Source organism: Streptomyces sp. NPDC054961 (assembly GCF_053609145.1).
Map to the genome: position 1 here is coordinate 85,105 of NZ_JBSGWY010000009.1, position 14,703 is coordinate 99,807.

Consider the following 14,703-nt stretch of genomic DNA (forward strand, 5'->3'; position numbering starts at 1 on the left):
GCACTGATCCGCGCCGCCTAGCGCGCGGGTCAAAGCGGGCCGTTACGCCCGCCTCTATATACATCCGGCACCTGCCGATTTAGTGGAAGGATCGCCCATCATGGCGAAGCTCTCTCAGGACGACCTCCTCGCCCAGTTCGAGGAGATGACCCTCATCGAGCTCTCTGAGTTCGTGAAGGCGTTCGAGGACAAGTTCGACGTCACCGCCGCCGCGGCCGTCGCCGTTGCCGGTCCCGCCGCCGGTGGCCCCGCCGCCGACGTTGCCGAGGAGCAGGACGAGTTCGACGTCATCCTCACCGGCGCCGGCGACAAGAAGATCCAGGTCATCAAGGTCGTCCGCGAGCTGACCTCCCTGGGCCTCAAGGAGGCCAAGGACCTCGTCGACGGCGCTCCGAAGCCGGTCCTCGAGAAGGTCGCCAAGGAGGCCGCTGACAAGGCCGCCGAGTCCCTCAAGGCTGCCGGCGCGGCTGTCGAGGTCAAGTAACACCTCTGGGGCCCTTCAGGGCCCCAACCGAAGGGCGATCACCCGTAAGGGTGGTCGCCCTTTGGCGTACCCGGAGCGCCTGATTTGCCCCCGTCTCGTTGGGGAGTAGGGTGATCTTCGTTGCTCCGCGGCAGGGTCCTTGGATGATCCGCACGGAGCAGGGGGCCTTGACGAACGGCACGCGGCGCGCAATTCTCAGAGCCGTCGCGAGATGGGCCGGTTCGATCCGAGATCCGAGGCATGGATCGGGCCCACATCGGGCATGGATCGACTACGAAGAGGGCAGTACTGTTACGCGCTCTGTGTGCGAGAGCCGAACCGTTGGACGCAGTTGAAACGACATGGGGAAGGCCTGTTGCCGGTTTCCGGAAACCTGGTCTGGACATCAGTGAGCCAAGTGGCTACACTGACCCTTTGCGCTGCCTGTTAGCTGCCCCCTGCCCGTCGCCAGGGGCATGCCCACGCATGAGCACACTTGATTGAACGGCCCTGAGCTGGTCCTTTGACCAGATGGGGGGCGCTTGTCTTCTGTGTCAGCTGGGACCGGTACGCGCGTAGTGAGTCCGAGCCCTCGGAAGGACCCCCTCTTGGCCGCCTCGCGCAACGCCTCGACCAATACGAACAACGGTGCCAGCACCGCCCCGCTGCGCATCTCCTTTGCAAAGATCAAGGAGCCCCTCGAGGTTCCGAACCTCCTGGCGCTGCAGACCGAGAGCTTTGACTGGCTGCTCGGCAACGCCGCCTGGAAGTCTCGCGTCGAGTCGGCGCTTGAGAGCGGACAGGACGTTCCCACCAAGTCCGGTCTGGAAGAGATCTTCGAGGAGATCTCGCCGATCGAGGACTTCTCCGGGTCGATGTCGCTGACGTTCCGCGACCACCGTTTCGAGCCGGCGAAGAACTCGGTCGACGAGTGCAAGGACCGCGACTTCACGTTCGCGGCGCCGCTTTTCGTCACCGCCGAGTTCACGAACAACGAGACCGGAGAGATCAAGTCTCAGACGGTCTTCATGGGCGATTTCCCGCTCATGACCAACAAGGGCACCTTCGTCATCAACGGCACCGAGCGTGTCGTCGTGTCGCAGCTCGTCCGTTCCCCCGGTGTCTACTTCGACTCCTCCATCGACAAGACGTCCGACAAGGACATCTTCGCCGCCAAGATCATCCCTTCCCGGGGTGCCTGGCTCGAGATGGAGATCGACAAGCGCGACATGGTCGGTGTTCGCATCGACCGCAAGCGCAAGCAGTCCGTCACCGTTCTCCTGAAGGCTCTCGGCTGGACCACCGAGCAGATCCTCGAGGAGTTCGGCGAGTACGAGTCCATGCGCGCCACCCTGGAGAAGGACCACACCCAGGGCCAGGACGACGCGCTGCTCGACATCTACCGCAAGCTGCGTCCGGGCGAACCGCCGACCCGCGAGGCCGCTCAGACGCTGCTCGAGAACCTCTACTTCAACCCGAAGCGCTACGACCTCGCGAAGGTCGGCCGCTACAAGGTGAACAAGAAGCTCGGCGCGGATGAGCCGCTGGACGCCGGTGTGCTCACCACCGACGACATCACCGCGACCATCAAGTACCTCGTGAAGCTCCACGCGGGCGAGACCGAGACCACCGGTGAGTCGGGCCGTTCGATCGTCGTCGAGACCGACGACATCGACCACTTCGGCAACCGTCGTCTGCGCAACGTCGGCGAGCTCATCCAGAACCAGGTCCGCACGGGTCTGGCTCGTATGGAGCGCGTCGTCCGCGAGCGGATGACCACCCAGGACGTCGAGGCGATCACGCCGCAGACCCTGATCAACATCCGGCCGGTCGTCGCCTCCATCAAGGAGTTCTTCGGCACCAGCCAGCTGTCGCAGTTCATGGACCAGAACAACCCGCTGTCGGGTCTGACGCACAAGCGTCGTCTCTCGGCTCTGGGTCCCGGTGGTCTGTCCCGTGAGCGGGCCGGCTTCGAGGTCCGAGACGTCCACCCGTCGCACTACGGCCGCATGTGCCCGATCGAGACCCCCGAAGGCCCGAACATCGGTCTGATCGGCTCGCTCGCGTCCTACGGCCGCGTCAACGCGTTCGGTTTCGTCGAGACCCCGTACCGCAAGGTCATCGACGGTGTCGTCACGGACGACGTCGACTACCTGACGGCCGACGAGGAAGACCGCTTCGTCATCGCCCAGGCCAACGCCGGCCTGAACGACGAGATGCGCTTCACCGAGAACCGCGTGCTGGTCCGCCGTCGTGGCGGCGAGATCGACTACATCGCCGGCGACGACGTCGACTACATGGACGTCTCCCCGCGCCAGATGGTGTCCGTCGCGACCGCGATGATCCCCTTCCTCGAGCACGACGACGCCAACCGCGCCCTCATGGGCGCGAACATGATGCGCCAGGCCGTTCCGCTGATCAAGGCGGAGGCGCCGCTCGTCGGCACCGGCATGGAGTACCGCTGTGCGGTCGACGCCGGTGACTCGATCAAGGCGGAGAAGGACGGTGTCGTCCAGGAGGTCTCGGCCGACTACATCACCGTCGCCAACGACGACGGCACGTACACCACGTACCGCGTCGCGAAGTTCTCCCGCTCGAACCAGGGCACCTCGGTCAACCAGAAGGTCATCGTCAACGAGGGTGACCGCATCATCGAGGCCCAGGTCCTCGCCGACGGTCCTGCGACCGAAGAGGGCGAAATGGCCCTCGGCAAGAACCTGCTCGTCGCGTTCATGCCCTGGGAAGGTCACAACTACGAGGACGCGATCATCCTGTCGCAGCGCCTCGTGCAGGACGACGTCCTCTCCTCGATCCACATCGAGGAGCACGAGGTCGACGCCCGTGACACCAAGCTGGGCCCGGAGGAGATCACCCGGGACATCCCGAACGTCTCCGAAGAGGTCCTCGCGGACCTCGACGAGCGCGGCATCATCCGCATCGGCGCCGACGTGGTCGCCGGCGACATCCTGGTCGGAAAGGTCACGCCCAAGGGCGAGACCGAGCTGACCCCGGAAGAGCGCCTGCTCCGCGCGATCTTCGGTGAGAAGGCCCGCGAGGTGCGTGACACCTCGCTCAAGGTTCCTCACGGTGAGATCGGCAAGGTCATCGGCGTCCGCGTCTTCGACCGCGAAGAGGGCGACGAGCTTCCCCCGGGCGTGAACCAGCTGGTCCGCGTCTACGTCGCCCAGAAGCGCAAGATCACCGACGGTGACAAGCTCGCCGGCCGCCACGGCAACAAGGGTGTCATCTCCAAGATCCTTCCGATCGAGGACATGCCCTTCCTTGAGGACGGCACGCCGGTCGACATCATCCTCAACCCGCTGGGTGTCCCGTCCCGAATGAACCCGGGACAGGTCCTGGAGATCCACCTCGGCTGGCTCGCCAGCCGCGGCTGGGACGTCTCCGGCGTGGCCGAGGAGTGGGCCGAGCGGCTGAAGGTCATCGGCGCCGACCGCGTCGAGCCCGGCACCAACGTCGCCACCCCCGTGTTCGACGGTGCCCGCGAGGACGAACTCGCCGGCCTGTTCGAGCACACGATCCCGAACCGCGACGGGGACCGCCTGGTCCTCCCGACCGGCAAGGCGCACCTGTTCGACGGCCGCTCCGGCGAGCCGTTCCCGGAGCCGGTCTCGATCGGCTACATGTACATCCTCAAGCTCCACCACCTGGTCGACGACAAGCTCCACGCTCGGTCGACCGGTCCGTACTCGATGATCACGCAGCAGCCGCTGGGTGGTAAGGCGCAGTTCGGTGGCCAGCGCTTCGGTGAGATGGAGGTGTGGGCGCTCGAGGCTTATGGCGCCGCTTACGCCCTCCAGGAGCTGCTGACCATCAAGTCCGATGACGTCACCGGCCGCGTGAAGGTCTACGAGGCCATCGTCAAGGGCGAGAACATCCCCGAGCCGGGCATTCCCGAGTCCTTCAAGGTGCTCATCAAGGAAATGCAGTCGCTCTGCCTCAACGTGGAGGTGCTGTCCTCGGACGGCATGTCCATCGAGATGCGCGACACCGACGAGGACGTCTTCCGCGCGGCGGAGGAGCTCGGTATCGACCTGTCCCGGCGTGAGCCGAGCAGCGTCGAAGAGGTCTGACGGGCCTGACGGGGGGCTCGCTCAAGAGCCCCCCGTCATCCCCGGGACCGTTCAGACCATGATTGAGACTCGACCCCGAAAGAGGGATTGACGCACAGTGCTCGACGTCAACTTCTTCGACGAGCTGCGGATCGGCCTTGCCACCGCGGACGACATCCGAACCTGGTCCCACGGCGAGGTCAAGAAGCCGGAGACCATCAACTACCGCACGCTCAAGCCCGAGAAGGACGGACTCTTCTGCGAGAAGATCTTCGGTCCGACCCGGGACTGGGAGTGCTACTGCGGCAAGTACAAGCGTGTCCGCTTCAAGGGCATCATCTGTGAGCGTTGTGGCGTCGAAGTCACGCGCGCCAAGGTGCGCCGCGAGCGGATGGGCCACATCGAGCTTGCCGCTCCCGTCACCCACATCTGGTACTTCAAGGGCGTCCCGTCGCGCCTCGGATACCTGCTGGACCTCGCGCCGAAGGACCTCGAGAAGGTCATCTACTTCGCCGCGTACATGATCACGTTCGTGGACGACGAGCGCCGCACCCGCGACCTCCCGTCCCTGGAGGCGCACGTCTCCATCGAGCGCCAGCAGATCGAGAACCGTCGCGACTCGGACCTCGAAGGCCGTGCCAAGAAGCTCGAGACCGACCTGGCCGAGCTCGAGGCCGAGGGCGCGAAGGCCGACGTACGCCGCAAGGTGCGCGAAGGTGCCGAGCGCGAGATGAAGCAGCTCCGTGACCGCGCCCAGCGCGAGATCGACCGCCTCGACGAGGTGTGGGCCCGCTTCAAGAACCTCAAGGTCCAGGACCTCGAGGGCGACGAGCTGCTCTACCGCGAGCTGCGCGACCGCTTCGGTACGTACTTCGACGGCTGCATGGGCGCCGCGGCGCTGCAGAAGCGCCTGGAGTCCTTCGACCTCGACGAGGAGGCCGAGCGCCTCCGCGAGATCATCCGTACCGGCAAGGGCCAGAAGAAGACCCGTGCGCTCAAGCGCCTCAAGGTCGTCTCCGCGTTCCTGCAGACCAGCAACAAGCCCAAGGGCATGGTTCTGGACTGCGTCCCGGTGATCCCGCCGGACCTGCGTCCGATGGTGCAGCTGGACGGTGGCCGCTTCGCGACCTCCGACCTGAACGACCTGTACCGCCGCGTGATCAACCGCAACAACCGCCTGAAGCGCCTTCTCGACCTCGGTGCCCCCGAGATCATCGTGAACAACGAGAAGCGCATGCTCCAGGAGGCCGTCGACGCCCTCTTCGACAACGGTCGTCGTGGCCGTCCGGTGACCGGTCCCGGTAACCGTCCGCTGAAGTCCCTGAGCGACATGCTCAAGGGCAAGCAGGGTCGATTCCGTCAGAACCTCCTCGGCAAGCGCGTGGACTACTCCGCGCGTTCCGTGATCGTCGTCGGCCCGCAGCTGAAGCTGCACCAGTGCGGCCTGCCCAAGGCCATGGCGCTGGAGCTCTTCAAGCCGTTCGTGATGAAGCGCCTGGTGGACCTGAACCACGCGCAGAACATCAAGTCGGCGAAGCGCATGGTCGAGCGCGGCCGCACGGTCGTCTACGACGTGCTCGAAGAGGTCATCGCCGAGCACCCGGTTCTGCTGAACCGTGCGCCCACGCTGCACCGCCTCGGCATCCAGGCCTTCGAGCCCCAGCTGGTCGAAGGCAAGGCCATCCAGATCCACCCGCTCGTCTGCACCGCGTTCAACGCGGACTTCGACGGTGACCAGATGGCCGTGCACCTGCCGCTTTCGGCAGAGGCGCAGGCCGAGGCCCGCATCCTGATGCTGTCCTCGAACAACATCCTGAAGCCGGCCGACGGTCGTCCCGTCACCATGCCGACCCAGGACATGGTGCTGGGTCTGTTCTTCCTCACCACCGACGGCGAGCTCCGCAACGTCAAGGGCGAGGGCCGCGCGTTCGGCTCCACGGCCGAGGCGACCATGGCGTTCGACAACGGTGAGCTGGCGCTCCAGTCGGCCGTCGACATCCGCTTCCCGGTGGGCACCATCCCGCCGCGCGGCTGGGTGCCCCCGGTCCGCGAAGAGGGCGAGCAGGAGTTCCAGCCGGGCGACAGCTTCCGTCTGCGCACCACCCTGGGCCGCGCGCTCTTCAACGAGCTGCTGCCCGAGGACTACCCGTTCGTCGACTACTCGGTGGGCAAGAAGCAGCTCTCCGAGATCGTCAACGACCTGGCGGAGCGCTACCCCAAGGTCATCGTGGCGGCGACGCTCGACAACCTGAAGGCGGCCGGCTTCCACTGGGCGACCCGTTCGGGCGTCACCGTGGCCATCTCCGACGTCGTCGTGCCCGAGGCCAAGAAGGCCATCGTCAAGGGCTACGAGGACCTGGACGAGAAGGTCCAGAAGCAGTACGAGCGCGGTCTGATCACCAAGGACGAGCGCACGCAGGAGCTCATCGCGATCTGGACCAAGGCGACCAACGAGGTTGCCGAGGCGATGAACGCGAACTTCCCCAAGACGAACCCCATCTTCATGATGGTTGACTCGGGTGCCCGAGGAAACATGATGCAGATGCGGCAGATCGCCGGTATGCGTGGTCTGGTGTCGAACGCGAAGAACGAGACCATCCCGCGTCCGATCAAGGCGTCCTTCCGTGAGGGCCTCACCGTTCTGGAGTACTTCATCTCCACGCACGGTGCCCGTAAGGGTCTGGCGGACACCGCCCTGCGTACCGCCGACTCGGGTTACCTCACCCGTCGTCTGGTGGACGTCTCGCAGGACGTCATCATCCGCGAGGAGGACTGCGGCACCGAGCGCGGCCTCAAGCTCAAGATCGGTGTCAAGGACGAGGCCGGCGTTCTGCGCAAGGCCGACGACGTCGAGACCTCCATCTACGCCCGCATGCTGGCCGAGGACGTCGTCATCGACGGCAAGGTCATCGCGCCGGCGAACGTGGACCTCGGTGACGTGCTCATCGACGCCCTCATCGCGAACGGCGTCGAGGAGGTCAAGACCCGCTCGGTCCTGACCTGTGAGTCCGCGGTCGGCACCTGTGCCTTCTGCTACGGACGCTCGCTCGCCACCGGCAAGCTGGTCGACATCGGTGAGGCGGTCGGCATCATCGCCGCCCAGTCCATCGGTGAGCCCGGTACCCAGCTGACGATGCGTACCTTCCACACCGGTGGTGTGGCCGGTGACGACATCACGCAGGGTCTGCCGCGTGTCGTCGAGCTCTTCGAGGCCCGTACCCCGAAGGGTGTCGCCCCGATCTCCGAGGCCGCCGGCCGCGTGCGGATCGAGGAGACCGAGAAGACCAAGAAGATCGTCATCATGCCGGACGACGGCAGCGAGGAGACGGCCTTCCCGATCTCCAAGCGCGCCAAGGTCATCGTCGGCGAGGGCGACCACGTCGAGGTCGGCCAGAAGCTCACCATGGGTGCGACCAACCCGCACGACGTGCTGCGCATCCTCGGCCAGCGTGCGGTCCAGGTCCACCTGGTCGGCGAAGTCCAGAAGGTCTACAACTCGCAGGGCGTGTCGATCCACGACAAGCACATCGAGATCATCATCCGGCAGATGCTCCGCCGCGTGACGATCATCGAGTCCGGCGACGCGGAGCTCCTGCCGGGCGAGCTCGTCGAGCGGTCGAAGTTCGAGACCGAGAACCGTCGCGTGGTCACCGAGGGCGGTCACCCCGCCTCCGGCCGTCCGCAGCTGATGGGTATCACCAAGGCCTCGCTCGCCACCGAGTCGTGGCTGTCGGCGGCGTCCTTCCAGGAGACGACCAGGGTTCTGACGGACGCGGCGATCAACGCCAAGTCCGACTCCCTGATCGGCCTCAAGGAGAACGTCATCATCGGTAAGCTCATCCCGGCCGGTACGGGCCTCGCCCGCTACCGCAACATCCGGGTCGAGCCGACCGAGGAAGCCAAGGCCGCGATGTACTCGGCCGTCGGCTACGACGACATCGACTACTCGCCCTTCGGCACCGGCTCCGGCCAGGCCGTCCCGCTGGAGGACTACGACTACGGCCCGTACAACGGCTGAGGTCGCCTGAGTAGCAGGTAGTACCGGGAAAGCCCCCCGCGGCTCCGAGAGGAGCGGCGGGGGGCTTCTTCGTGTCCGGGTGCCTCCGGGGGCGGGCCGGATCAGGAGCGGTTGCGCCGCCGCAGGCCCGTGACCGTGACCGAGGCCAGGGCCAGGAGGGAGAGGGCGGCGCCTGCCAGGCCCGGGGTGAGGCCCTTGGGGGTGAAGGTGCAGGAGAGCGTGTCGGTGCCGGTGGGGACGTCCATGGAGACCAGGCCGTGGAAGCTCTTCACCGGGGCCGTGCACTGCCAGCCGGGGACGTCCGTCATCGCGAAGACGGCGGTGCCCGTGGTGCCCTTCGGGAGGGTGGCCTCGATGGTGTGGCCGCCGGCGGTGACCCGCGTGGCGCCCGTGGCCGTCAGCCGGCCGACGGCCTCGGTGAGCGCCGCGCGGTCCAGGCAGCCGATGGGGTGCTGCCCGGCGGTCGCGCCCTGGGTCCGCGTCCTGACCGTGACCGCGACCGCGCCGTCCGCGGGGACCTCGCCGAGCGGCAGGACGCCCGCCATCCGGTCTTCCAGGGGCTTCTCGGCGCCGCCGGAGGCGAGGGTGCCGTAGAGCTCGGGGGAGTACCAGAAGGCCTCGGAGCCGGGCGTGCAGCGGGCGGCGTAGGTCTGCTCCGTGGCGGTGCCGCCGGCGTGGACGTCCGGGACCCGGTAGACGGTGGCGCCGAGCACGTTCTCCTGGCGGGCGTAGACGCTGTCCGCCGGGTTGGGGGAGGCGTACGGGCCGCTGCGCACGGTGACCAGGGGCGGGGCGGGGAACGTCGAGCCGGTCCAGGTGCCGGGGCCGTCGCCGGGCCGGACCCGGGCGCCGATCGAGAAGATCGCGTCCAGGACGGGGTTGTCGGCGCCGAAGAAGGTCCGGCCGTCGTTCTTGTAGCCGTAGCCGAGGGGTTCGAGGGCCCGGTAGGTGGCCTCGGGCAGGTAGCTGCTGTAGTACTGCGGGCCCTCCGCCTGGAGCGCGAGCGCGTCGTTGTACGAGGTCTGCGGCGCACCCGAGTCGGTGCGGTGGGCGGGCCAGCCGGCCACGGACCGGACGGCCTCGGCGTGGCGGGTGATCGACTCGTTCGAGGTGGCGACCGGCTTCGCCCAGCGCTCCCGCGAGCGGCGGACGTCCGCGTTGTGGGCGGCCGCCGTGGACTCGGCGAAGACGACGCCGATCATCAGCACCGCGGCCACGGGGATCAGGAAGCGGCGCTTCTCGCCCAGCGCCAGCAGGACCAGGGCCAGCAGCGAGACCGCGCCGCCCCCGAGGACGGCGGGCCAGGTGGTGCCGCCGAAGTCGTCGGTGTGGCGGAGCGCGAAGGTGGCGGCCACCAGCAGGGCCGCGGTCAGGGCCAGGTGGAGCGGGCGCGGCCGGTGGGCCAGCGACAGCCAGGCGACGACCACGACCATCCCGCTGAAGACGAACGCCTCCCGGTAGGGGTTGCCGTTGGGCACCGCCAGCCCGTGCCACACGTACTGGGTGGGCGGGAACTGGAAGGAGAGGAGGACCAGCAGGGTCGCCGCCGCCCACACCAGGCGGGTCTTCCGCGCGACGGAGGAGTTCAGGAGGAAAGACCCGGCCAGGATCAGGCCGAGCGAGGCCACGTACAGCCGGGGCCGGCCGCCCCACAGGTAGGTGCCGGGGAGCATGCCCGTCAGGAAGACCTCGAGCCGTACGGGATCGAAGGCGGCCGCCTTGGTGGGCTGCGCGGCCCCGCTGGACAGGAACGACGGCAGCAGGAGGGGGAGGGTGAGCAGGATGCCCGTCGCGGAGGCCGTCGCGGCCCGCCACACGGCGCGCAGCCGCTGCCGGGCGGTCAGGTCCAGGACGACCAGGCGGATGCCGAGCAGGACGCACGCGGCCATCGTGGCCATCATCGCGGTGTAGAAGTTCCCGAACCAGGCGAGCGCGACCAGCAGGGCCACGCCGGGCCAGCGGCGTTCCTCCAGGCACCATTCGACGGCGATGCCGAGGAGGGGGAGGGCGACCAGGCCCCAGAGCCACATGGGGATGTACGAGGCGTCGCTCAGCGCCCAGCCGCACAGGCCGTACACGGCTCCGAGCACGCCCCGCTGCCACCAGGGGCCGGGGTGCAGCTTGCCGAGGTAGACGGCCATCACGGCGGCCGCGGCGCCCATGGTGAGGGGGGTGAGCGCGAAGACGGCGAGGTCCACGTGTGCGCGGGGGACGAGGACGACCAGCCAGGAGAAGGGGTTGCCCAGGTACGTGTAGGCGTCGGAGAGGAACTGCTGGCCGAAGCCGCCGCGCCAGGTGAACAGGAGGTCGCCCGCGGCCTGCCCGTGGACCAGGTCCCACAGCGCCCGGTGGAAGGGCACGTACTGGTTGGCCTGGTCGTTGACGGCGCGGCCGGTGTTCCCGAAGGGGAAGGTGCCGCGGGCCGCCCAGGAGGCGCAGAAGGCGCCCGCGGTGACGAGGAAGGCCAGCAGGGGGGCGGAGAGCCGCCGCAGGCGCCGGCGCGCGCGCCTGGCGGGGGCCCGGTCCGGTGCGGGCGGGTCGGGCGGGCCGTCGGTCGTCGCCGGCTCGATCGTGGCCGTCCCCAATGTCCCGCTCCCTGGTGTGATGGTGCCCGGTCGTGCCGTTTGCGCCGAATCGCTGGGCAGTTTAGTTGCCGGGCGGTCCGCGCCCGGCCGGGACGGGGGGTGCGGCGCGCATGTTCGAGCGGTCCCCGGCGGCGCCGGCCCCTAGCACACGCGCACCCCGTCCGCACATCGGAGGGGCCGCACCCCCGTCCCGGCCGTGCGGCTACTGGCCTGCGGGTACTCCGGGCGGCCGGGCCGGGGGCTTTTGTTTTGACCGGAGTGGATGCGGTAGGTACGCTCAGACCTTGTGCCTGGGGTGTGCCTGGGCTCCTGTGCGTGTCCATCAACCGCACTCGAGCCGTATCGGGCCACTGCGATCCATGCGTTTCCGTGCTTGCGCGGGAGTCCGCCGGATCCGACACACCCGACCGCGTGGGTCGGCAAATGTTCCAGGTTAGTTTCACTACACGGCACACAGAAACCGGAGAAGTAGTGCCTACGATCCAGCAGCTGGTCCGGAAGGGCCGGCAGGACAAGGTCGAGAAGACCAAGACCCCCGCGCTTGAGGCTTCGCCCCAGCGCCGCGGCGTCTGCACGCGTGTGTTCACGACCACCCCGAAGAAGCCGAACTCGGCCCTCCGTAAGGTCGCGCGTGTGCGTCTGACCTCCGGTATCGAGGTCACGGCCTACATTCCGGGCGAGGGACACAACCTGCAGGAGCACTCGATCGTGCTCGTGCGTGGTGGCCGTGTGAAGGACCTGCCGGGTGTTCGTTACAAGATCATCCGCGGTGCGCTTGACACCCAGGCTGTCAAGAACCGCAAGCAGGCCCGCAGCCGCTACGGCGCCAAGAAGGAGAAGTAGAAATGCCTCGTAAGGGCCCCGCCCCGAAGCGCCCGGTCATCATCGACCCGGTCTATGCATCTCCTCTGGTGACGTCGCTCATCAACAAGATCCTCCTGAACGGCAAGCGCTCCACCGCCGAGCGCATCGTTTACGGCGCCATGGAAGGCCTCCGCGAGAAGACCGGCAACGACCCGGTCATCACGCTGAAGCGCGCGCTCGAGAACGTCAAGCCGTCCCTCGAGGTCAAGTCCCGTCGTGTCGGTGGCGCCACCTACCAGGTGCCGATCGAGGTCAAGCCGGGCCGTCAGTCGACCCTCGCGCTGCGCTGGCTCGTGGGTTACTCCCGCGCCCGCCGCGAGAAGACGATGACCGAGCGCCTCATGAACGAGCTGCTCGACGCCTCGAACGGTCTTGGCGCTGCCGTCAAGAAGCGTGAGGACACGCACAAGATGGCCGAGTCCAACAAGGCCTTCGCGCACTACCGCTGGTAGTCCCAACCCACATCGAGACCGAGAGAAGACTGAGCCGATATGGCTACCACTTCGCTTGACCTGGCCAAGGTGCGCAACATCGGCATCATGGCTCACATCGACGCGGGCAAGACGACCACCACCGAGCGCATCCTGTTCTACACCGGTGTGTCGTACAAGATCGGTGAAGTCCACGACGGCGCTGCCACGATGGACTGGATGGAGCAGGAGCAGGAGCGCGGCATCACGATCACGTCTGCCGCGACGACCTGCCACTGGCCGCTCGAAGACGTCGACCACACCATCAACATCATCGACACCCCGGGTCACGTTGACTTCACGGTCGAGGTGGAGCGTTCGCTCCGCGTCCTCGACGGTGCCGTCACCGTGTTCGACGGTGTCGCCGGTGTGGAGCCGCAGTCCGAGACCGTTTGGCGTCAGGCGGACCGCTACGGCGTGCCGCGCATCTGCTTCGTCAACAAGCTGGACCGCACCGGCGCCGAGTTCCACCGCTGTGTCGACATGATCAAGGACCGCCTCGGTGCGGTTCCGATCGTCATGCAGCTCCCCATCGGCGCCGAGATGGACTTCCAGGGCGTTGTCGACCTGGTCACCATGAAGGCGTTCGTCTGGTCCGCCGAGGCGACCAAGGGCGAGATGTACGACATCGTCGACATCCCGGACACCCACAAGGAAGCCGCTGAAGAGTGGCACGCCAAGCTGGTCGAGACGGTCGCCGAGAACGACGACCAGATCATGGAGCTGTTCCTCGAGGGCGTCGAGCCCACCGTCGAGCAGCTGCACGCCGCTGTGCGTCGCATCATCATCGGCTCCAAGGGTGACAACGGCGCCACGGTTACCGCCGTGTTCTGTGGCACGGCGTTCAAGAACAAGGGCGTTCAGCCCCTGCTCGACGCCGTCGTCCGCTACCTCCCGTCGCCCCTGGACATCGAGGCCATCGAAGGCCACGACGTCCGGGACGCCGAGGTCGTCGTGAAGCGCAAGCCGTCTGACGACGAGCCCCTCGCGGCGCTCGCGTTCAAGATCATGCGCGACCCGCACCTCGGCAAGCTCACCTTCGTCCGGGTTTACTCGGGCCGCCTGGAGGCCGGCACTGCGGTGCTGAACTCCGTCAAGGGCAAGAAGGAGCGCATCGGCAAGATCTACCGCATGCACGCCAACAAGCGTGAAGAGATCGAGTCGGTGGGCGCCGGTGACATCGTCGCCGTCATGGGCCTGAAGCAGACCACCACCGGTGAGACGCTGTGTGACGACAAGAACCCCGTGATCCTGGAGTCCATGGACTTCCCGGCTCCGGTCATCCAGGTCGCCATCGAGCCCAAGTCCAAGGGTGACCAGGAGAAGCTGGGTGTCGCCATCCAGTCTCTCGCGGAGGAGGACCCCTCCTTCCACGTTCACTCGGACGAAGAGACCGGCCAGACCATCCTCGGTGGTATGGGCGAGCTGCACCTCGAGGTGCTGGTCGACCGTATGAAGCGCGAGTTCAAGGTCGAGGCCAACGTCGGCAAGCCGCAGGTCGCTTACCGCGAGACGATCCGCCAGACGGTGGAGCGTCACGACTACACCCACAAGAAGCAGACCGGTGGTACCGGTCAGTTCGCCAAGGTGCAGATCGCGATCGAGCCGATCCTCGAGGCCGACGGTCCCGCGTACGAGTTCGTGAACAAGGTCACCGGTGGCCGCATCCCGAGGGAGTACATCCCCTCGGTCGACGCGGGTGCGCAGGAAGCCATGAAGTTCGGCATCCTCGCCGGCTACGAGATGACCGGCGTCCGCGTCATCCTTCTCGACGGTGGCTACCACGAGGTCGACTCCTCCGAGCTCGCCTTCAAGATCGCCGGTTCGCAGGCCTTCAAGGAGGCCGCGCGCAAGGCTTCTCCCGTGCTCCTCGAGCCGATGATGGCCGTCGAGGTCACCACGCCGGAGGAGTCCATGGGTGACGTCATCGGTGACATCAACTCCCGTCGTGGCCAGATCCAGGCCATGGAGGAGCGTCACGGTGCTCGCCTCGTGAAGGGCCTCGTGCCCCTCTCGGAGATGTTCGGCTACGTCGGAGACCTCCGCAGCAAGACCTCGGGTCGCGCCAGCTACTCGATGCAGTTCGACTCCTACGCCGAGGTTCCCCGGAACGTCGCCGAGGAGATCATCGCGAAGGCCAAGGGCGAGTAACTCTTCCGAGTACACGCTTTAGGCTTGTCACCGGAGCCTCAGGGGCAACAGGAGCAACCCTCCCGTTGCCCCGGGGGTACCG

Annotated in this window: 7 protein-coding genes; 6 read left to right on the top strand and 1 reads right to left on the bottom strand. The window is 67.2% G+C overall.

Annotated features, from left to right (window positions below):
- The first annotated feature begins 100 nt into the window (after positions 1 to 100).
- From rplL to ACWF9Z_RS11710, 3 genes are all read left to right on the top strand, one after another.
- Positions 101 to 484 (top strand): 50S ribosomal protein L7/L12, encoded by a 384-nt coding sequence (gene rplL / locus ACWF9Z_RS11700; RefSeq protein ID WP_453600502.1) that lies wholly within the window; start codon positions 101 to 103, stop codon positions 482 to 484.
- Between the two features lie 587 nt (positions 485 to 1,071).
- Positions 1,072 to 4,554, top strand: coding sequence for a DNA-directed RNA polymerase subunit beta (gene rpoB, locus ACWF9Z_RS11705; RefSeq protein WP_453600505.1), 3,483 nt, complete (start codon positions 1,072 to 1,074; stop codon positions 4,552 to 4,554).
- Between the two features lie 97 nt (positions 4,555 to 4,651).
- Complete coding sequence (locus ACWF9Z_RS11710; RefSeq protein WP_453600508.1) at positions 4,652 to 8,551, top strand: DNA-directed RNA polymerase subunit beta'; 3,900 nt, start codon at positions 4,652 to 4,654, stop codon at positions 8,549 to 8,551.
- A 101-nt stretch (positions 8,552 to 8,652) separates the two neighbouring features.
- Here ACWF9Z_RS11710 and ACWF9Z_RS11715 read toward each other — a convergent pair whose 3' ends face one another.
- On the bottom strand, positions 8,653 to 11,136 hold the full coding sequence (locus ACWF9Z_RS11715; protein ID WP_453600511.1) for a YfhO family protein: 2,484 nt from the start codon (positions 11,134 to 11,136) through the stop codon (positions 8,653 to 8,655).
- Between the two features lie 471 nt (positions 11,137 to 11,607).
- Here ACWF9Z_RS11715 and rpsL point away from each other — a divergent pair, with 471 nt between their 5' ends.
- Genes rpsL through fusA form a run of 3 tightly spaced genes read left to right on the top strand, consistent with a single transcriptional unit; the run spans position 11,608 to position 14,621 of the window.
- Positions 11,608 to 11,979: a 30S ribosomal protein S12 gene (gene rpsL, locus ACWF9Z_RS11720; protein ID WP_007265893.1), complete on the top strand. Its 372-nt coding sequence runs from the start codon at positions 11,608 to 11,610 to the stop codon at positions 11,977 to 11,979.
- A gap of 2 nt (positions 11,980 to 11,981) precedes the next feature.
- On the top strand, positions 11,982 to 12,452 hold the full coding sequence (gene rpsG / locus ACWF9Z_RS11725) for a 30S ribosomal protein S7 (protein WP_215023410.1): 471 nt from the start codon (positions 11,982 to 11,984) through the stop codon (positions 12,450 to 12,452).
- Positions 12,453 to 12,491: 39 nt separating this feature from the next.
- Positions 12,492 to 14,621, top strand: a complete 2,130-nt coding sequence (fusA, locus tag ACWF9Z_RS11730; protein ID WP_356649528.1) for an elongation factor G — start codon at positions 12,492 to 12,494, stop codon at positions 14,619 to 14,621.
- The last annotated feature ends 82 nt before the right edge of the window (positions 14,622 to 14,703 follow it).

Excerpts from the sequence above, each read along its gene's own strand:
- rplL (WP_453600502.1), top strand. The coding sequence starts at position 101 with ATGGCGAAGCTCTCTCAGGACGACCTCCTCGCCCAGTTCGAGGAGATG.
- rpsG (WP_215023410.1), top strand. The coding sequence starts at position 11,982 with ATGCCTCGTAAGGGCCCCGCCCCGAAGCGCCCGGTCATCATCGACCCG.
- fusA (WP_356649528.1), top strand. The coding sequence starts at position 12,492 with ATGGCTACCACTTCGCTTGACCTGGCCAAGGTGCGCAACATCGGCATC.